We start from the raw sequence: 18,930 nt of genomic DNA on the forward strand, positions 1-18,930 counted from the left end.
TTTTGCCACCTAGGTAAACGATAATTTATAGCAGATTGTTGCTTTTTAATACCGCTTTCAGGCTTCTCACTTTCTCTCGGCAAGCGACTTCCAATTAGAATTGGTAGTTAATACCGACACGGAAATCACGTCCAACACCGGCTAAAGTCTCACCGCGTTGACTATGCGGATAATATAATTTATTAAACGCATTATTTAACGACATATTGACATTCAGATTATCATTACTAAACGGTTTCCAGTTTATATAGAAATCGTGCATGGTGTAGCTATCACGTTTAACGGAAACATCCGTACCGGCTAAGGCATAGCCTTCTTCATCTTCTACGGTACGATTACGCCAACCCAGTTCCAAATCCGGGTTGTTAAAGCGATAAGATAATGCTGCCGTCCAAGTACGACCGGTTTGTACCGCAAACTCTGGAATTAAGGTTGAAGTGCTGGTTGTATCATCTAAGTAAAATCTTGGTTTGCTGTCAGCAACCCCGATACGCGCCGTAAATCCGTGATAACGATAAGCGGCATTCAATTCATAACCATGATTTTTAGAATAACCGCCATTAACCGCTTCAGACCAATTCGTGTTATGTCGATTCTGTGGGTTTACAATCAGATCATTCACTTTTTGCCAGAAGTAACTACCATCAAGTGAGAAGTTGCCATTATTATAGTTAAAACCGATTTCAGTATTGCGTGCTTGTTCGGCTTTAATATTTTCCGCCACAGACACGCGTCTGATACCAACCATTAATGCATCATAAAGGCGTGGGCTACGAGAAGCGTAGTTGTGGTTTACGCTGAAACTTAAGTCCGGTGTGGCTTGCCAAATTAAACCGATACTTGGATTAAAATTACCATCGGAAGCTTTTACACCGTCATTAGCAGTAATATTAAAATGGTCATAACGCAGCCCCCCCGTCAGGGTAAAGTCGCCGACACCACCAATCACTTCAACATACGCTCCGGTATCAGTTTTATCCGGATTGCGGACAGCCACTCGATTAGTATGTGGCTTAATCTCTTGGTAACGATAGTTCAAACCATATTTGATCAGCACATTCTCACTCAGATTAGAGTCGAAATTCACATTCGCCCCGTGCGTTTTGATAACCGTTGTAGTTGGACCTGCAATACTGCCGCAATAGCCACAACCGCTATCATCAGCAGAATAACGTTTGTTTTCCATCACATAAGCATTAGCAGTCAATTCACTGATAAAACCTAAATTTTTCGCCGTCCACTCCAAGTTGGTATTTTGCTGCGTAGTTTCCCGATAAGCCGGAGATTGTCGGGCTAACGTTAATCTCCCGCCGGTAACGGTAAACTCTTCACGCACTAAACGCTCACCGCGGTGTTGATCTTGTAAATGGCTCAAAACTAGACGGTGGTCTCCAAAAGTCGCACCTAATTTAATTAAATAATTGCGTTTATCTAAACCGCTATATGGAACGGTTTTACCGCCATCAATATTGCTATAGCCTTTACCCGGTTTATAGTTGTCTTCATCAGTACGGTTGAAAGAGAACAACGCATCAAAATTGCCTGCTTTACCAAATACGCTTGCCCCATAGGAATGCCCGTCATTGCTGGAATAGCCACTGTTTAGTTTAAAGCCGTAATCCCTATCGCTATTTTTTAACAGATCCAACGCATCGACCGTTTTAGCAATAATCGCGCCGTTGGTTGCCCCGATCCCCGCACTCGCAGAACCCGCTCCTTTTTGTACCGAAACACTTTTCAATAAAGACGGGTCAATGATGAAACGCCCTTGATGGTACAAAATTTGACTGTCGGAATAAGCATTATCCACTTTAATATCGACTGAGTTTTGCCCCATGCCACGTATAGTCAAAAACTGTGAGGTTCCGTTACCACCACCAAAATCAATTGCCGGTTCTTCACTCAGCAGACCGCGTAAATCAGTTTCGGTACGCTCATCTTTTTCTTGTAATGTCACCACATTGGTTTCGGTTTTTGTACCTTGGCGATCCGAAACAACAATCTCATCTAATGTTTCCGCAGATGCAATGGCGCTCATAACGGCTAACGGCAGAACTGCCAAACGAAATACTGCTTGTTTTTTCATAGAAAAAACTCCTTAGGTTCTATATAAATTGAAAAGAAATTTGGATAATAAAAACAACAATGATTATCGGCATTGATGATAATGTAAATAAAAACTGTTTTCAATTGATAGATGTAAAAAAATACATACTCCGGATGAAAAACCGCACTTTGATAATTTTTGACTATCAAAGTGCGGTTATACGTTAACTAAAAATTATTTATATCGGCTCGGCATGATGTCGCTGAATTTGCTCGAGTACATCCTGTAAAGTATATTGTTGTAATTCAACAAAGGCTTTTTGTTCTATTTTGCCGAATCTATCGCTCAAAATTCCGCCGATAGCGCCACCGACCGGACAAAGAGGGTGGCCGCTCGAATGAACTGTAAAGATATGGTATTCGTCTTCCACCGCCTGAAAAATGGCCAATAGACTAATATCGTTCGGCGATTTGACCAATTTTTTTCTATCCAATAACCCCGCTTTTTTCAGCTTGCCCATCATGCGCCGCACCACAACAGGGTTGGTTTGGATACTGGCAGCAATTTGTTCCGAGGTTAATTCACTGTCGGCATGATAAGCGATATAGGCTAAAATATGGGTAGCGACACTGGTTTTGGTTGAAATTGCCATCTTGTTTATTGCTCCAATAAACTCTCGTCCGCCACCATCACAATTTTGCCGTTTGCAGTGTCGTTATCCAGCAAGTGATGCGCCCATCCGATGGCGGACAACGGCAGAACATGGCTGATAGGGGGGCGAATCCGGTATTGTTTGAGATGGCGAAACATGCTGTCGATCAAATCGGAATCAATAGACGTGCTATTAAATGCGGTAAAATAAACACCGTTCGGCAGTGCTTCCAATGGCTCGAAATCAGTCAGAATCCAGCCGCCGAGAATACCGGTCATACATAACACACCTTCTGTGCGTAAACACTGTAACGAATCCTTGATACTGGCGGCACCAATCAGCTCCAATACTTTACTGACTTTATCACCGCTTATTTGAGCCGCCAGTTGATTGTCGTCAATCAATACCCTGTCTGCTCCGGCTTGCTGTAACAGTGTGATTTTTTCTGTTTTCCGCGTGGTCGCCCAAACCTCACAGCCGATACTTTTTGCCAATTGTATTGCGGCAAGGCCGACCGCACTTGTCGCCCCCCGTACCAACAAACGATCTTCAGATACCAGCTTCAACGCGGAAAATAAAGAACCATAAGCGGTATAATACAATTCCGGCATTGCCGCCAAACTGATCCAGTCAATCCCGTCCGGCACCGGATAAACCTGAGCAGCCGGAACGCAGGTATATTCGGCATAAGAACCGTTAAATTCCCGTCCTAAACCGCCCATCAAGCTGCAAACCCGCGCCCCGATTTGCCACTGACTGCCGCCGCCGTCAACCACTTCCCCGACACATTCGATGCCGATCACCCGTGGTAATCGGACTGTCGGTGAAAACCCGTTACGCGTTATGATTTCTGCACGATTGATACCAAACGCTTTAATTTTTATCACCACCCACCCCGCTTGCGCAACAGGTCGCGGGATTTCACTCACCGACAACGCCTCGGCGGTGCACGGGCGTTCTAAGACAATGGCTTTCATCATGTTCTACTCCGTCAATCCATGCAATTGTAAATAGCGTTTCGCCACTTCGGCGGCAGTCCGGTTTTGCACTTTGACCTGATAATTCATTTCCGCCATGTCATTTTCACTGATTTTCCCTGCCAATTTATTCAAAATCGCCGCCAATTCAGGGTAGTTTTCCAGTGTTTCCGCCCGCAATAGCGGTGCGCCCTGATAAGGCGGAAAAAGTTGTTTGTCGTCTTGCAGCAATGTCAGGGAATATTGTTTAATTTCACTGTCGGTAGAATACGCATCGGCAATTTGCGTTTCGTTGTTAGCCAGCGCCTGATAACGTAATGCCGGTTCCATCGTGCGAACATTCAAATTCAAGCCATAACGGGATTGCAGTCCTCGATTGCCGTCTTCTCTGTCGGCAAATTCTAGGGTGAAACCTGCAACCGCACTTTGCTCGACGTTGCTTAAATCAGAAATCGTTTTCAGCCCGAATTGTCGGGCATAATCACTTTTCACCACCAATGCATAGGTATTCTGAAACTGCATCGGCGGCAAATAAACCAAATTATCCGCCTTGAGAAGTTGATCCCGCGCGAACATATAAACGGCATTTGGATCACGCGAATAAAACGGTTCGTTTTGTAGTAAACTGCTGACGACCGTACCGGTAAATTCAGGGTAAAGATCAATGTCTCCCCGCTTCAAGGCATTGTATAAAAAAATGGTTTTGCCGAAATTCGGTTTAATTGTCACCCGAATGTCGGAATTCGCTTCAATCAATTGTTGGTACATATTGATTAAAATCTCCGGCTCCGCACCTAATTTACCGGCGATAACCAACGTCTTATCGGCTTTCGACGAGATGCCTCCGCCGATGCCCAAACTGGCGATGACAGCCAGTAACATTGCCGAAAAGATGATGCTAATCCGCTTTAAATTCAGCCGCCCCAAATACACAATCATATAGTGTGCCGCAATCGCCAATAATGCCGACGACAAAGCGCCAAGCAAAATCAGACTGCTATTGTTGCGATCAATACCGAGCAAAATAAAACGCCCCAGTCCGCCGGCACCGATTAAAGCCGCTAAGGTCGCTGTGCCGATGACCATCACGGTTGATGTCCGTATACCGGAAATAATCATCGGCAATGCCAACGCCAAACGGTACTTTTTTAATTTTTCCAGCGGTGTCATCCCAAACGCTTCCGCTGCTTCCTCCAATGAGGGATCAATTTCCCGCAACCCGGTGTAAGCACTGCTGAAAATCGGAAAAACGGCATACAAAACCAAAGCGATAATCGTCGGCACTTTGCCGATTCCGACCAACGGAATGAGCAAGCCGAGCAGTGCCAACGATGGAATCGTTTGCAAAATACCGCTGAATTGTAAGGATAAATCCGCCATTCGCTTATGCCGCTCGACTAATACCGCCAGAGGCACCGCAATCATCACCGCCAGCAGCACCGAGACCAGCGACAATTGCAAATGCACCAATACGGCTTCCAGCCATTCATGCCGTCTTTCAAGCAAGGTTTGTAACAATCCGTTCATCATGCACGCTCTGCCGCCGGTTCGGTCGTACGGAAAAAACGCCGTACATAATCATTGGATGGGCGGCGCAAAATCATGCTTGGCGCATCAACCTGCTGCAAGATGCCGCCTTGCATAATCGCAATCCTGTCGCCCAATTTAATTGCTTCATCAACATTATGGGTGACGAAAACAATCGTGGTCTTCAGCGCCTGATGAATTTGCTTAATCAAATTTTGCAACTCTAAACGGGAAAGCGGATCAAGCGCACTAAACGGCTCGTCCATCAGAATAATCTGCGGCTCGGCAATCAATGCGCGTAAAATCCCGACCCGCTGTTGCTCCCCGCCGGAGAGTTCCGCCGGTTTGCGCTGCAAATAATCCGGCGGCAGCTGCACCCGCTGTAGCAACGCCAAAGTGCGGTTGTGAATCTGTTTTTTATTCCAGCCTTTTAATTCGGGAATCAAAGCGATATTCTCCGCAACCGACATATTCGGAAACAAGGCGATTTGTTGCAACACATAGCCCATATTCAGCCTTAATTGACGTTTATCGTAATCACGGCGGTTCTTTTGCATAATGATAATTTCGCCCTGATCATTTTCAATCAGCCCGTTCAACATTTTAAGCAATGTTGTTTTGCCACTGCCGCTTTCACCGACCAAGACAAAAAACTCGCCGCACTCAATCGTTAAGCTCACCTGCTCTACTGCGGCTTTTCCATTATAGTATTTGCTCACATTTTGTAACGTTATCATCAAACCGCCTTTGTTTGTATGCCCATTCAGGCGAACAACACACTTGATTGTAACCAATCAAGTTACAAATTAAAGCATAATTCGTTTGCTGTCAATCCATGATTTGCCTAAGTACGGTCGGTTAACGGCAACGCATATTCAATGAAATAAAAAAGGACCGAATCCTGTACAAGACAGAAATCAGTCCTTGAAATAACCGTTTACGTTTTCAGAACAAGCACCAAGTGCGGTTTATATAGCGCCGACCCGCATCAGGTTTTGATTTTTTCCTGCACGGTTCCTTTTCTGACAACTTTTGCCTGCTTCACCATATTGTCGGAGACTTCCAGTATCGTCACCAACAGCCCCTCGATCTCACAGACAACCCCTTCGGCAGGAATCTCTTCCAAATGTTCCAGAATTAAACCGTTGAAAGTGCGCGGGCCTTCGGTGCTGAGCGCCCAACCGAACAATTTATTCAAATCCCGAATGTTCGCCTGCCCGTCGATCAAAACCGAACCGTCCGACTGCTCCGTCACTTCTTCTTCGATCGACGGCATCATTGAGGTGGTAAATTCGCCGACAATCTCTTCCAAAATGTCTTCCAGCGTTACCAATCCTTTCAAATCGCCGTATTCGTCCACCACCAGTCCGATCCGCTCTTTGTTGCTTTTAAAATTCAGCAGTTGGGTGTTTAACGGTGTCCCTTCAGGGATAAAATAGATCTCATCGGCGGCGCGCACCAGCGTTTCTTTGTTGAATTCGTTTTTGTCCAGCATCAAGCGATAAGCTTCCCGCACCCGCAGCATACCCAACACATTTTCGTCCATATTGCCTTTATACAACACCACTCTGCTGTGCGCCGCATGATTGAGCTGTCGCATAATCGCTTTCCAATCGTCGTCAATATCTATTCCGCCGATATCGTTGCGCGGCACCATAATATCGTCCACCGTCACTTGCTCCAGATCCAGAATCGACAACAGCATCTCTTGGTGCGCAGACGGAATGAATTTTCCCGATTCATGTACAATGCTGCGTAACTCTTCCTGACTGATCGAATGGACTTTCTGATCGGTTTTAATCCGCAACAGCTTCATGATGATTTTACTGAAGAAATTGATAAAGTAGACTAACGGCAGCGAGATTTTTAACAACGGTGTCAGCAAATGGCTGGTGGTGAAACCTACTTTTTCCGGATACAACGCCGCGAGGGTTTTCGGCATGATCTCGGAAAAGATCAACATGAAAAACGTCAACACGCCGGTTGCGATCGCAACACCGACATCACCATACAGGCGCATACCGATAATCGTGGCGATCGACGAGGCAATGATATTCACCATGTTATTGAAAATCAACACCAATCCCAATAACGTATCGGTGCGTTTAAGCAGGTTTTCCGCTTTTTTAGCGCCTTTGTGGCCTTGCCCGGCAAGGTAGCGCATACGGTAACGGTTGAGTGAAAGCAGACCGGTTTCCGACCCTGAAAAATAGGCGGAACAAACAAGCAGTACGATTAAAACAATAAATAACGTACTAAGGGGGATACTGTCCAAAAAAATAATCCTTCGATTGAGAAATCATACTGAAAGTGCGGTGCTGACGGTGTCCATGTTAAAGTTCAACCGCACTTTCAGACCTCGCCTACAGCACCGGAAGCGTCCGACTGCCGAAATAAGCGATAGTCAGCAGAATCATACCCGAAATTGTATAAATAAGCACCCTCTTTCCGCGCCAATGCAGTTTTCGATGTCCAATCAACAATAGCCCGAAAACAAGCCATGCCAAAAAAGAAAAAATCGCTTTTTGAATCTGTTCCGCTGCAAAAAAGTTGTGTAAGGAAACCGCACCGCTGATCAGCGCCAACGTCAGGAATACTTCGCCTGCACACAAAATCTTGAAAAATTGGCGTTCTACACTCATTAATGAGGGGATCATCGGTGAAAAGACAATTTTTTTGCTTTTCAGCTTTTTGTCCAACCACCCCAGCTGTAAAACATACAGCAAGGCAATGAAACACAACGCATACGCAATCAGCGCCAGTGAAATATGCAGCAAAAGTGCGGTATTATCATGAAAATAAGCGATAATATGCCCCGGTATAAAGGTCGCCGCCACAATCCCCAAAATAGCAAACGCATAGACTATCGGCAGTAAAAACCACAGCGTATTTAAATGCGACAGCGCCATCGTCACCAACAACACAACCAGCAGCGTCATCAAATTAAGGATATTCAGCAGGGTAAAATTATACGGTTCACTGCCGTTGGCAAACAGTTGTTGAATAAAAACCGCATGCAACACCCAAGCCACCGCCGAACTGAAAATAAAACGGTTGCGGTTGGGTTTTTTATTCGATGCGATTGCGTCGCTGTTCTGTACTTGCAGCAACAGCGGCAACAATGAAACCGTACAAATCAAATATGCCATAATCGACAATGCGGCAAAGATATACATAGCCTGAACGCCCGTCCTTCCAATTGAATTTACTGATAACCATTTCGCTTGAAAGTACCAGTTTTACCCCCATTTTTCTACTACAAAATGGTTTAAGGATGAAAATAAGCCGAAATCTTGTATAATCGGCGCTATCTTTCCGCCTTTGATTCAAAGTGCGGTATTCGCTACGGGAATTATATTATGTTTGAAAATTTATCTGATCGTCTTTCCAATACCCTGCGCAACATTCGCGGACGCGGGCGCTTAACCGAAGACAATATCAAGGAAACCCTGCGTGAAGTGCGAATGGCACTGCTGGAAGCCGATGTCGCCCTGCCGGTGGTGCGTGAATTCATCAACAAAGTCAAAGCGCGTGCGGTCGGGGTCGAAGTCAATAAAAGCCTGACCCCGGGACAAGAATTCGTCAAAATCGTCCAAAACGAGCTGGAAGCCGCCATGGGCGAAGCGAACGAAACGCTGAATCTGGCGACCCAACCGCCGGCAGTCATCTTGATGGCCGGTCTACAGGGGGCGGGGAAAACCACCAGTGTCGGCAAACTGGCGAAGTTTTTGCGCGAGCGCCACAAGAAAAAAGTGCTGGTGGTTTCTGCCGACGTATACCGCCCGGCAGCGATCAAACAATTGGAAACACTGGCAAGCACGGTAAATGTCGATTTCTTCCCGTCCGACAGCGCGCAAAAGCCGGTACGAATTGCGCAAGACGCCTTAGCGCACGCCAAACTGAAATTCTATGACGTGCTGATTGTCGATACCGCCGGCCGTTTGCATGTCGACGGCGAAATGATGGCGGAAATTAAAGCCGTTCACACCGCCTTGAACCCGATTGAAACGCTGTTTACCGTTGATGCCATGACCGGACAAGACGCCGCCAATACCGCCAAAGCCTTTAACGAGGCTCTGCCGCTGACCGGCATAATTTTGACCAAAGTCGACGGCGATGCGCGCGGCGGGGCGGCACTGTCCATACGTCAGATCACCGGCAAGCCGATTAAATTCCTCGGTATGGGCGAAAAAACCGATGCGCTGGAACCATTCCATCCGGATCGGGTTGCCTCACGCATTTTAGGCATGGGCGATGTGCTGTCCTTAATTGAAGATCTGGAGCGTTCGGTCGATAAAGAAAAAGCCGAAAAAATGGCGCAGAAATTCAAGAAAGGCGACGATTTTACGCTGGAGGATTTTCGCGAACAGCTTATCGAAATGAAAAAAATGGGCGGTATGATGACCATGCTGGAAAAACTGCCCGGTGCTAAAAATCTGCCGGATCATGTGAAAGGGCAGGTGGACGACAAAATGTTCAATAAAATGGAAGCGATGATCAATTCCATGACATTTAAAGAACGGCAAAACCCCGACATCATCAAAGGCTCTCGCAAGCGTCGGATTGCAAGCGGTTCCGGCACCCAAGTGCAGGATCTGAATAAAATGCTGAAACAGTTTACTGAAATGCAGCGCATGATGAAAAAAATGCGCAAAGGCGGCATGGCGAAAATGATGAAGGGCATGAAAGGTATGATGGGCGGCGGAATGCCCGGGCTGGGCAATATGTTTAAGCGCTAATTTCGCTTAAAAGTGCGGTTTGATCAGCGTGCCAATCGATTAAGATCGGCACGCTTTACGTTATCTTTCAAGGCATTAATTAATCCAATCGTCGAATTGTGCTTGGATTATTCAACCAATATTTAGAACCGTTAAACGACTAAACCGCACTTTCGTTACAACAACCCTGCGGCATAGCGAATCAAACTGAATGCAATCAGCCACATCACACAACCGATGGCGAAATCCAAAATACGCCAAGTCAACGGGCGTTTGAACAGCGGAATCAATAAACGGGCGCCATAGCCCAGACTGAAAAACCATAGCCCTGAGGCGAACACTGCGCCGATTAAAAACCGGACTTTCTGTTCAAACAGCAATGTCGAGGCGATACCGCCGATAATCACCACCGTATCCAGATAAACATGCGGATTAAGCAAGGTAAAACCAAGTGACATCAAGACCATTTTAACCGCACTTTGCGATCCGCCATCTTGCCGGTCAAGGCTTAAACCGCTGTTGCCGCGGTAGGCACTGCGAAATGCCCGTGCGCCGTACACCAATAAAAACAATGCGCCGATCACCGCCAATGCCAGCGTTGCCGTCGGGCTTTGGCTGATCAGGCTGCCCAACCCCAAGACCCCGACGCAGATCAAAATAAAATCGCATAAAAAACAGGTTAGCGACACCCAGAAAATATGCTGTTTCAACAAGCCCTGTTTCAGCACAAACGCATTCTGTGCGCCGATGGCGACAATCAAACTGCCGGAAACCAAAAAACCTTGTAATAATTGCTCCATTACTGCACCTCCACATTCGGATTGACGGCGTTTTCGAATCCCAGCTGACGCCAGGCTTCGTATACGCTCACCGCAACCGAATTCGACAAATTCATACTGCGGCTGTTCGCCAACATGGGGATCCGAATTTTCTGTCCGCCGGGTAAGGTATCCAAAATCGCCTGCGGAATGCCGCGTGTTTCCGGACCGAACATCAGAAAATCCCCCGGCTGATACCGCACTTCGGCATGATTCGGCCCGCCTTTGGTGGTTAATGCAAACAGCCTTTTCGGCTGCACCGCCTGCAAAAACGCCTCAAAAGTCGGGTATTTTTTGATTTCGGCAAATTCATGATAATCCAAGCCCGAACGACGCAATTTTTTGTCGTCCCAAGCAAAGCCAAACGGTTCGATTAAATGCAGCCGAAAACCACAATTGGCGCATAAACGGATAATATTGCCGGTATTTTGCGGAATTTCCGGCTGGTATAACACAATGTCTAACATAATTTTTCACGCTGAAACTAAAAGTAAAACTATAACCGATTTAAACAACAGCTGAAAGCAAAATCAGAATTCGCTAGAATAGGCTTTTATTGTCGAATGGAAGCCATCATGCCAGAATTACCGGAAGTCGAAACGACCCTGCGCGGAATCGCCCCTTATGTTTTAGGGCAACAAATTGAAAAAATTCACATACACCGCACAAAACTGCGCTGGGAAATCAGCCCTGAATTGGGCGAACTGTACAATGTGCGGATTCTCGGGCTGCAACGTCGCGCCAAATACCTGATTATGCAAACCGAACAAGGGTATATCATCGGACATTTGGGCATGTCCGGATCACTGCGGGTGGTCGATGCCGACGATTCGGCACAAAGTGCGGTCAGGGATAAACACGATCACGTGGAATTTATCTTTCGCAACGGCAAAATTCTGCGTTATAACGATCCGCGCCGTTTCGGGGCGTGGCTGTGGACGGAAACACTGGACGGCTTTCCGCTGTTTGCCAAATTAGGGCCCGAACCGCTGTCGGAGCAGTTTAATGCCGACTATTTTTGGCAAAAAAGCCGCAATAAACAAACGCCGATCAAGTCGTTTTTGATGAATAATGCGGTGGTGGTCGGTGTCGGCAATATTTACGCCAACGAAACTCTGTTTTTATGCGGTATTCATCCGCTAACCCCGACAAAACACCTGAGCGAGGCACAATGTCTGCAATTAGTTGAACGGATTAAGCAGGTGCTACAGGCGGCGATCCGCCAAGGCGGTACCTCGTTGAAAGATTTTATTCAGCCTGACGGTCGCCCCGGCTATTTTGCACAACAGCTTTATGTCTACGGCAAAGGCGGCGAGCCTTGTCCGACTTGCGGTACGAAAATCGAAAGTGCGGTAATCGGTCAACGAAATAGTTTTTTCTGCCCGCAATGCCAACCGCCGGTCTAACTGATAACGTGAATCGTCGGTTGCTTGCCGAATCAACAAACCGCACGTTGTTTTTTTGTCTTTTTGGCGGCGTATCACTAGCACTTTTTCGCCTCTCTGTGCCCACTCTTTTCTTTGCGCCGCCAAAAAAAAAGAAGGCACTAAAAAATACGGCACTCAGGACGAGCTCCGCCCTTCAATCGGCAGCAACACCTCAATCTGTTTAATCACATCATCAACCTGAATCTGGCGCATCAAATTTTTACCTTTGGCGCGCGTCGCCCAAGGCAATTCAACGGAAGGTTTTCCGTATTGCTCTCGGATATTCCGCTCGTACACCGACACCACATTCGCCAAATCATGATACGGTGCGGTGCGCAACGGATTATGAACCGCATACAACCCGATCACCGGTGTGCCTTGTGTGGTCGCCATATGCGCCGGACCGGAATCGGGCGAAATCAACAGATCCGCTTTGCCGATTAACGCAAGCAACTGTAACAACGAGGTTTTACCCACCAGATTATGCACGCCGACACCGCACTTTTGCACGATATCCGCCGCCATTGCCACTTCACGCACCGCTGGTGAACCGGCCAACATGACATTGAGATTCCGCTCGACCGCATAGCGAGCCACGGCTGCATAACCTTCCGCCGTCCAGTCTTTTTCCGCTTTGCTCGAACAGGGGCAAATCAGCAGATTTTGCCGTTGAGGATCGATCAGACTTGCCGCATAATCCTGATCCGCCTGCGATAACGGAATCGTCCAGCTCGGCGCTGAAGGCGGCACGCCGACAGCACGGGCAAATGCCAAAAAACCGTCCAGTACATGCGGTTTTTCAGGTTCACTGATTTTACGGTTGGTAAACAGCCACTGCCCCTCACGCGCCCGATTTTTGCCGAAGCCGATTTTATATTTCGCCTTGATACCCAACGACAACAGCGAAGCCCGAAGTGCGGTTTGCATATTTAACAGCGCATCAAAACGCGAATGCCGTAACTGTTTCCAAACCGATAACATACCGCGCCACCCCTGTTTTTTATCAAAAACCACCGTCTTAATGCCCGGCAGCACCGCAACAATCTGTGATTCAACCTTGCCCACAATCCAAGTGATCTCAGTTTCGGGATAATAACGCTGAATCTGCTGCACCATTGCAATGGCATTGCACACATCACCAATGGCCGACAGGCGAAGAATACACAATTTTTTCGGCGCAATGCCGAATAACGGCTGTTTTAACATAATGATATCGATTTCTGATTGGGATTTGATTTATTCTAAAGTAAAATCGGGAAATTATCATCAGCTCAAACCAAAAACGGAATGCCCGATGTCTCAAATTCAACATGGAAACCGCCATTTTTTGTTAAACGTCACAACGGAGATTGCCCCTGAAAGCTTGTTTGATATTCGCTTTTGGCAACAACGGCAGCGGGTAATCGGGCAGGCGAAAGGGCGCGGGATCACGTGGTTTTTGCAAGCGGACGATTTGGATATCGGCAAGAATCTGGCCTTGCGTCACTACTACCGAGGCGGCTGGTCGGCAAAATTTAACCGTGACCGTTATTTTGACCGCACATTAAAAAACAGCCGTAGTTTCGCGGAGTTTGAGATACTGTGTCGTTTGCATCAAGCCGGATTGCCGGTGCCGCAGCCGATTGCCGCGCAAACCATTAAAAAAATCGTCGGCTATCAAGCGGATATCCTGTTGGAGCGGATCGAAAATGCCCAAGATCTGACCGCACTTTTGCAGCAACAACACTTATCGGACAAACAGTGGCGGCAAATCGGCGGCTTGATTCGGAAAATGCACGATTTACAAGTTTGCCACCGCGATCTGAATGCACATAATATTTTATTACAGCAACAAAACGGAAAGGCAAAATTTTGGCTGATCGATTTTGACAAATGTGCCTTTTTAAGCGGCGAAGACTGGAAACAGCGCAACCTACAACGCCTGCATCGCTCTTTCGACAAAGAGGTGGTTCGCATGGGGATTCAATTCAGCGAGCAGAACTGGCAACAGCTGCTCGCCGGCTATTCGCTTTAGCTGCGTTTGTGTTTGGCGGTCAATGCCTGATAAACCACAGCCGGCACCAACGCTTGGGTGTCGCCGCCGTGCAGGCTGATTTCACGAATCATAGTGGAAGAGACATAAGACCAACGATCAGAGGGCGGAAAAAACAGGCTCTCGACACCGCTCGTCAATAAGCGGTTTAAGTGGGAAAGCTGTAATTCGTATTCAAAATCCGCCACCGCACGCACGCCGCGAATAATCGCTTTCACCTGATATTGTCTGATCACATCCGCCAGTAAACCGGAGAAACCGATGACCTCGACAGTCGGCAAATGGACGACCGACTGCTGCACCAGCGCAATCCGCTCTTCCAGTGCAAACAACGGCTTTTTGCTCGGGCTTGCCGCCACCGCCACAATAATATGCGGAAACAAAAGCGCACTGCGTTCAATAATGTCCAAATGGCCGTTGGTAATCGGATCAAAAGTACCGGGGTAAATCACCGTCGTCTGCATTGTCTCGTCCTATTTCTCAAGATAAGGGCGTAATAATAACATCAAGCGATCCAGTGCGCCCCTGTTTTCGATCAAGACCTGATAACCCGCTTCCCCGTATTGCCGCGCTTTTTGTGTATCGTTCAACAACATTGTCACCGCCGCCGCCAATACTTCACTGCGATCCTCGATTGCAATCACACCGCCCACTTTTTTCAACGCACCGAACACTTCGGGGAAATTAAACGTGTGCCTGCCGGAAATCACCGGCAGCTTGAATGCCAAAGGCTCCAACGGGTTATGGCCGCCAATCGGCAGCAAACTGCCGCCGACAAACGCCATATCGCTAATACCGTACATCAACATCAATTCGCCCATACTGTCGACCAACACAACCTGTGTAGCGGCTGCCGGTGCCCGCTGATCGGAGCGGCGAACCGCACTTAAACCGGATTTGGCAATCAAATCATTGACCGCCGCAAAACGTTCCGGGTGGCGAGGCACAAGCAACAGCAATAAATCGGGATAACGCTGCAATAAAGTGCGGTGCGCCGTCAGGATAATCTCATCCTCGCCCTGATGTGTGCTTGCGGCAATCCATACCGGACGAGCGCTTGCCAGCCAATCCGCGCGCAAAGCGTCAATTTGCGCCAACAACGCCGCACTGAGGGTTAAATCATATTTCAGATTGCCGGTAATACTCAAACGCGATTGATCATAACCCAACGCCAGATAACGCCCCGCACTGATACTGTCCTGAGCGGCAATATGGGTGATTCCGGACAACATCTGCCGAATGATGTTTTTCAATTTGCCGTAACGACGGGCGGAGCGGGCGGAAAGCCGAGCATTGGCAATCACAAACGGAATATTCCGCTTCGCCAATTGATCAATGAGATTCGGCCACAATTCCGTTTCCATCACGATACAGAGTTTCGGTTGGACAAACCGCAGAAAGCGCGCCATCGCTGTCGGCGTATCGTACGGCAGATAAACATGGGTGAGCTTATCGCCAAAGATTGATTTCACCCGTTCGGAACCGGTCGGCGTCACCGTGGTCAGCGTTATCGCCAAGTGCGGATACTGCTCCAATACCGCACTCACCAGCTGCCGCGCCGCCAGTACTTCCCCCACCGACGCCGCATGAATCAGCACACCGCCGCCTTGCGGCTTGACCGCAATTTTGCCGTAACAGGCATAACGCTCGTTTAAGCGTTTGCGGTACGCCGGTGCTTTTCGGCTGCGGTAGAGAGTGAACAGCAGCACGAAGGGTTGGATAAGGTACATCAGCAAGCTGTAACAGCAGAGAATCATGAGGATCACTTTTCCTGAATAAATTTGGCTTGGATTATACCCTATTCTCAACTTCTGTTAAGATATAGCGAAAAATATCTAAAATTGAGGAGCCCCGATGCCAAAACCGACCCTTGCCGTTGCCATGATTGTCAAAAATGAGGAAAAACATCTTGCCGCCTGTCTGGATACCGTAAAAGACTGGGTGGACGAAATAGTGATTTTGGATTCGGGCAGTCAGGATCAAACCGAAGCAATCGCCCGCCATTACAGCGAGAAGTTTTATCAACACCTTGATTGGCAAGGCTTTGGCAAACAGCGCCAATTGGCGCAGCAATATGTCGACAGTGATTATGTCTTGTGGCTGGACGCCGATGAACGGGTCACCCCCGAATTGCAGCAAGCCATTCTGGCTGCCGTGGCGGCCGATAAATCCGGCACGCTCTACCAAATCGGGCGCTGTAGCGAAGTTTTCGGGCGAGAAATCCGCCATTCCGGTTGGTACCCTGATTGGGTTATCCGTTTATACCGCACTTCCGATACTCGCTATAACGATTCATTAGTGCATGAAAAAATCATTGTGCCCGACGGATACCATCTCGAAAAGCTCAATGGCGACTTGTTGCACTACACCTATGAAAACCTGCACCATTATCTGACGAAATCTGCATTTTATGCTGCCGCTTGGGCTGAACAGCGCCAAAAAGCAGGCAAAAGCGCCGGCTTGCTGCAAGGTATCACGCATGCAGTGACCTGCTTTTTAAAGATGTATCTGCTGAAAGCCGGCTTTCTGGACGGAAAACAAGGTTTTTTACTGGCCGTCTTATCGGCACATTCAACTTTTATCAAATATGCCGATCTGTGGATTAGGACGAAAACAGAAAAAAGAGATTAGCCTTATCGCCAATGCGACTGAACAAACGGAATAATCTGTTGTAAGACGTCTTCAGGCCGAATAGACTTCATTTCTGTTCCTTCGGTCTGATTAGGCTCCGGACTGATTGCCAAATGACGGTCTAGTCGGCTAATCGGTTGCCAGCGCAGCGATTTAGCAGAGCGTTTACTCGGGAAAAAGCCCACCGTCAACCCGTTTAACGCGGCACAAAGGTGTAGCGGTCCCGTTGAACCGGCAATAAACAAATCCGCACATGCCAAAGAGCGGGAAAAATCCAACAAGCCGTCATTTTCTGCATAAATTCTGATATATCGACCGCCTAATCCGCTCAAACCTGCCAGTTTTTCCGCTTTTTCTTTTTCGCTCGGCCCTGCCGTTAACACGATTTGGCAATCTAACCGACTCACCAATCCGGTCATGATTTCCGCATATTGCGTCAGATCCAAATTAGTTGCCGATCCGCCGGTTCCCGCATGGATAAAAATCCATCGTTTATCCGCAGATAACGCCAACAAATCAATCAACTTCAGCTTTTGTGCGTTAACCACATCGGAAGAAAACTGCAAATAAGGCGGAGCCGGTTCAACAATCGTGATTATTTGCTCATTGAGGAATGTGCGGATTAAATCTAAATTATATTGATATTCAGGCTTCAAGGATTGTGAACGACGCTGTTTAACCCGTTTATTGTATAAAAATTGGATGATTTTAGTGGCCGGTGCCATACGATAAGGAATTCCGGCTTTCCACATCAGAACGGCATTATAACGATCGGAAAACAGGTTGATCACCGCATCGAATTTTTGTTCGCGAATTTGCCGTAATGTGTTTTGCTGCGCAGCTTTGTCCCCTTTTTTACCGGCATCAATAATAACCGCATCAATATAAGGACAAGCTTTCGCCAATTCTGCCGTATAAGCCGGCACAAGTGCGGTAATTTGATAATCCGGTGCGGATTGCTTCAACATTGCAAAACTCGGCCAAGCCAACATAAAATCGCCTAATTTATCATTTCTGACAAGCAAAATTTTTCTCATCATTCAATCCTGTTTAAACCAGTCCGCAGAAATATCTTCTACTTTAATTTCATTGATATTATTTTGATAAAATAAAATATGTGTCTCAGCGCTATTATTCGGATGCCAATGTGAAAAATTGGCCGAATCGCGCTGTGTATCCTGATAAAAAGCAATCAGTTTTTTATTTAAACCGCTGGCAATATGGACAATTGAAGTATCGGGAGAAATAACCAGCACCGCCTGCCGAATCAACGCAATAGAATCAAAAATCGTGTGAGTATTTTGATAAATAATCACGTTATCATATTTTTCCGCCAGTTTTGCCAGTTGCTGCGTTACTTGAGGATAAGTCAGCAAAATCACGGTTTGTTGCGGACAAAGTGCGGTCAAATAATTTAATAATTCAATAATCTTATCATTATTTAACCGCCTTGAACGAGAGGCACCAAAACAATTTAACACTATCGGTTGTCGGGCATGGCTCTGTTGGAGAAATTCAGCGACATTTTGTTTACTGTTATCATCCTGCGGAATATCATAGTGTTTATTAATAGAATTCACGCCCAACAGAGATAACATTTCCGCATAAATATCTGCAAAATGCTGTCCGGAATCCACAATATTCAAATTAAAAATTCCATAATTTTCTTTCTGATAACCTATCGTTATTTTGGCGTCGATCAAACGAAGCAGCAATAAATCCCGATTACGCAAGAAAACCGTCGGATCAATTAATACATTATATTGTTCTTTTCTGAGTTTTAATCCCGTCTTGATATAATCAAGGATATTCTTCTTTTTGACCCGATAAATATGATCAATATGGCGATTCTTTTCAAATAAGGTACTGTCACTGCATACGACACCGATTTCTATATCGGGACTTGCTTTTTTTAATTCACGAAAAACAAAAGAGCTTACAATATAATCTCCGATTTTCCCGTCTTGGCGCAAAAATAAAATACGTTTGATCGACGGCAATTCGGTAACGGGAAACGGTTTTTTACGCTTATCCAAAAGAAACTTGCCTAACATGATCCGAAAACGACGCAATAACGCTTTAATTTTTTTCATCATATTCT

At 46.8% G+C, this 18,930-nt stretch carries 18 protein-coding genes; 4 read left to right on the forward strand and 14 right to left on the reverse strand.

Annotation, left to right across the window (positions count from 1 at the left end):
* Nucleotides 1–94: 94 nt before the first annotated feature.
* The 7 genes from OA57_RS05865 to OA57_RS05895 all read right to left on the reverse strand — a co-directional run bounded on the left by OA57_RS05865 (nucleotide 95) and on the right by OA57_RS05895 (nucleotide 8,379).
* On the reverse strand, nucleotides 95–2,086 hold the full coding sequence (locus tag OA57_RS05865) for a TonB-dependent siderophore receptor (RefSeq protein WP_034614821.1): 1,992 nt from the start codon (nucleotides 2,084–2,086) through the stop codon (nucleotides 95–97).
* Nucleotides 2,087–2,285: 199 nt separating this feature from the next.
* Entirely contained in the window at nucleotides 2,286–2,699 is a 414-nt protein-coding gene (locus OA57_RS05870; protein ID WP_034614824.1) for an Rrf2 family transcriptional regulator, read from the reverse strand.
* A gap of 5 nt (nucleotides 2,700–2,704) precedes the next feature.
* Nucleotides 2,705–3,679 (reverse strand): alcohol dehydrogenase catalytic domain-containing protein, encoded by a 975-nt coding sequence (locus OA57_RS05875; RefSeq protein ID WP_200883602.1) that lies wholly within the window; start codon nucleotides 3,677–3,679, stop codon nucleotides 2,705–2,707.
* A 3-nt stretch (nucleotides 3,680–3,682) separates the two neighbouring features.
* Nucleotides 3,683–5,206 (reverse strand): ABC transporter permease/substrate-binding protein, encoded by a 1,524-nt coding sequence (locus tag OA57_RS05880; protein ID WP_235424641.1) that lies wholly within the window; start codon nucleotides 5,204–5,206, stop codon nucleotides 3,683–3,685.
* Nucleotides 5,203–5,940, reverse strand: a complete 738-nt coding sequence (locus OA57_RS05885) for an ATP-binding cassette domain-containing protein (RefSeq protein WP_034614827.1) — start codon at nucleotides 5,938–5,940, stop codon at nucleotides 5,203–5,205. Before OA57_RS05885 ends, OA57_RS05880 begins: the two co-directional genes overlap by 4 nt.
* A 251-nt stretch (nucleotides 5,941–6,191) precedes the next feature.
* Entirely contained in the window at nucleotides 6,192–7,478 is a 1,287-nt protein-coding gene (locus tag OA57_RS05890; protein WP_034614830.1) for an HlyC/CorC family transporter, read from the reverse strand.
* A gap of 88 nt (nucleotides 7,479–7,566) precedes the next feature.
* Nucleotides 7,567–8,379: a cytochrome C assembly family protein gene (locus OA57_RS05895; RefSeq protein ID WP_034614834.1), complete on the reverse strand. Its 813-nt coding sequence runs from the start codon at nucleotides 8,377–8,379 to the stop codon at nucleotides 7,567–7,569.
* A 183-nt stretch (nucleotides 8,380–8,562) separates the two neighbouring features.
* Here OA57_RS05895 and ffh point away from each other — a divergent pair, with 183 nt between their 5' ends.
* Nucleotides 8,563–9,942 (forward strand): signal recognition particle protein, encoded by a 1,380-nt coding sequence (gene ffh / locus OA57_RS05900; RefSeq protein ID WP_034614837.1) that lies wholly within the window; start codon nucleotides 8,563–8,565, stop codon nucleotides 9,940–9,942.
* A 155-nt stretch (nucleotides 9,943–10,097) separates the two neighbouring features.
* Here the strand turns inward: ffh and OA57_RS05905 are convergent, their stop codons facing one another.
* Together OA57_RS05905 and trmL are read right to left on the reverse strand one after the other, a co-directional pair.
* Nucleotides 10,098–10,721: a LysE/ArgO family amino acid transporter gene (locus OA57_RS05905; RefSeq protein ID WP_034614841.1), complete on the reverse strand. Its 624-nt coding sequence runs from the start codon at nucleotides 10,719–10,721 to the stop codon at nucleotides 10,098–10,100.
* Entirely contained in the window at nucleotides 10,721–11,206 is a 486-nt protein-coding gene (gene trmL, locus OA57_RS05910; protein ID WP_034614844.1) for a tRNA (uridine(34)/cytosine(34)/5-carboxymethylaminomethyluridine(34)-2'-O)-methyltransferase TrmL, read from the reverse strand. The genes OA57_RS05905 and trmL overlap by 1 nt, the downstream gene beginning before the upstream one ends.
* A 108-nt stretch (nucleotides 11,207–11,314) precedes the next feature.
* Here trmL and mutM point away from each other — a divergent pair, with 108 nt between their 5' ends.
* Nucleotides 11,315–12,145: a bifunctional DNA-formamidopyrimidine glycosylase/DNA-(apurinic or apyrimidinic site) lyase gene (mutM, locus tag OA57_RS05915; protein ID WP_034614847.1), complete on the forward strand. Its 831-nt coding sequence runs from the start codon at nucleotides 11,315–11,317 to the stop codon at nucleotides 12,143–12,145.
* Nucleotides 12,146–12,301: 156 nt separating this feature from the next.
* Here the strand turns inward: mutM and OA57_RS05920 are convergent, their stop codons facing one another.
* Nucleotides 12,302–13,372, reverse strand: a complete 1,071-nt coding sequence (locus OA57_RS05920) for a glycosyltransferase family 9 protein (protein WP_034614853.1) — start codon at nucleotides 13,370–13,372, stop codon at nucleotides 12,302–12,304.
* Nucleotides 13,373–13,460: 88 nt separating this feature from the next.
* Here OA57_RS05920 and OA57_RS05925 point away from each other — a divergent pair, with 88 nt between their 5' ends.
* Complete coding sequence (locus tag OA57_RS05925; RefSeq protein WP_034615363.1) at nucleotides 13,461–14,180, forward strand: 3-deoxy-D-manno-octulosonic acid kinase; 720 nt, start codon at nucleotides 13,461–13,463, stop codon at nucleotides 14,178–14,180.
* On the opposite strand, the gene coaD is transcribed toward OA57_RS05925, so the two are convergent.
* The gene (coaD, locus tag OA57_RS05930) at nucleotides 14,177–14,662 is read right to left on the reverse strand and encodes a pantetheine-phosphate adenylyltransferase (RefSeq protein WP_034614855.1); all 486 of its coding nucleotides are present in this window, start codon (nucleotides 14,660–14,662) and stop codon (nucleotides 14,177–14,179) included. The genes OA57_RS05925 and coaD overlap by 4 nt on opposite strands.
* Before the next feature lie 9 nt (nucleotides 14,663–14,671).
* Nucleotides 14,672–15,955, reverse strand: a complete 1,284-nt coding sequence (gene waaA, locus OA57_RS05935) for a lipid IV(A) 3-deoxy-D-manno-octulosonic acid transferase (protein ID WP_034614857.1) — start codon at nucleotides 15,953–15,955, stop codon at nucleotides 14,672–14,674.
* Nucleotides 15,956–16,052: 97 nt separating this feature from the next.
* On the opposite strand from waaA, the gene OA57_RS05940 reads away from it, so the two are divergent.
* Complete coding sequence (locus OA57_RS05940; protein WP_034614860.1) at nucleotides 16,053–16,829, forward strand: glycosyltransferase family 2 protein; 777 nt, start codon at nucleotides 16,053–16,055, stop codon at nucleotides 16,827–16,829.
* A gap of 2 nt (nucleotides 16,830–16,831) precedes the next feature.
* On the opposite strand, the gene OA57_RS05945 is transcribed toward OA57_RS05940, so the two are convergent.
* A complete protein-coding gene (locus OA57_RS05945; RefSeq protein ID WP_034614863.1) occupies nucleotides 16,832–17,866 on the reverse strand; it encodes a glycosyltransferase family 9 protein in 1,035 nt (344 codons plus the stop codon).
* 3 nt (nucleotides 17,867–17,869) lie between these two features.
* On the reverse strand, nucleotides 17,870–18,922 hold the full coding sequence (locus OA57_RS05950) for a glycosyltransferase family 9 protein (protein ID WP_034615365.1): 1,053 nt from the start codon (nucleotides 18,920–18,922) through the stop codon (nucleotides 17,870–17,872).
* Nucleotides 18,923–18,930: the final 8 nt, after the last annotated feature.

This window comes from Chelonobacter oris (assembly GCF_000772535.1).
GTDB classification, from domain to species: Bacteria; Pseudomonadota; Gammaproteobacteria; order Enterobacterales; family Pasteurellaceae; genus Chelonobacter; species Chelonobacter oris.

Coding starts and splice junctions, on each gene's coding strand:
- OA57_RS05920 (WP_034614853.1), bottom strand. CDS start 13,372: ATGTTAAAACAGCCGTTATTCGGCATTGCGCCGAAAAAATTGTGTATT.
- waaA (WP_034614857.1), bottom strand. CDS start 15,955: ATGATTCTCTGCTGTTACAGCTTGCTGATGTACCTTATCCAACCCTTC.
- mutM (WP_034614847.1), top strand. CDS start 11,315: ATGCCAGAATTACCGGAAGTCGAAACGACCCTGCGCGGAATCGCCCCT.
- OA57_RS05865 (WP_034614821.1), bottom strand. CDS start 2,086: ATGAAAAAACAAGCAGTATTTCGTTTGGCAGTTCTGCCGTTAGCCGTT.
- coaD (WP_034614855.1), bottom strand. CDS start 14,662: ATGCAGACGACGGTGATTTACCCCGGTACTTTTGATCCGATTACCAAC.
- OA57_RS05895 (WP_034614834.1), bottom strand. CDS start 8,379: ATGTATATCTTTGCCGCATTGTCGATTATGGCATATTTGATTTGTACG.
- OA57_RS05950 (WP_034615365.1), bottom strand. CDS start 18,922: ATGAAAAAAATTAAAGCGTTATTGCGTCGTTTTCGGATCATGTTAGGC.
- OA57_RS05885 (WP_034614827.1), bottom strand. CDS start 5,940: ATGATAACGTTACAAAATGTGAGCAAATACTATAATGGAAAAGCCGCA.
- OA57_RS05905 (WP_034614841.1), bottom strand. CDS start 10,721: ATGGAGCAATTATTACAAGGTTTTTTGGTTTCCGGCAGTTTGATTGTC.
- OA57_RS05940 (WP_034614860.1), top strand. CDS start 16,053: ATGCCAAAACCGACCCTTGCCGTTGCCATGATTGTCAAAAATGAGGAA.
- OA57_RS05925 (WP_034615363.1), top strand. CDS start 13,461: ATGTCTCAAATTCAACATGGAAACCGCCATTTTTTGTTAAACGTCACA.
- trmL (WP_034614844.1), bottom strand. CDS start 11,206: ATGTTAGACATTGTGTTATACCAGCCGGAAATTCCGCAAAATACCGGC.
- OA57_RS05945 (WP_034614863.1), bottom strand. CDS start 17,866: ATGAGAAAAATTTTGCTTGTCAGAAATGATAAATTAGGCGATTTTATG.
- ffh (WP_034614837.1), top strand. CDS start 8,563: ATGTTTGAAAATTTATCTGATCGTCTTTCCAATACCCTGCGCAACATT.
- OA57_RS05875 (WP_200883602.1), bottom strand. CDS start 3,679: ATGATGAAAGCCATTGTCTTAGAACGCCCGTGCACCGCCGAGGCGTTG.
- OA57_RS05870 (WP_034614824.1), bottom strand. CDS start 2,699: ATGGCAATTTCAACCAAAACCAGTGTCGCTACCCATATTTTAGCCTAT.
- OA57_RS05880 (WP_235424641.1), bottom strand. CDS start 5,206: ATGATGAACGGATTGTTACAAACCTTGCTTGAAAGACGGCATGAATGG.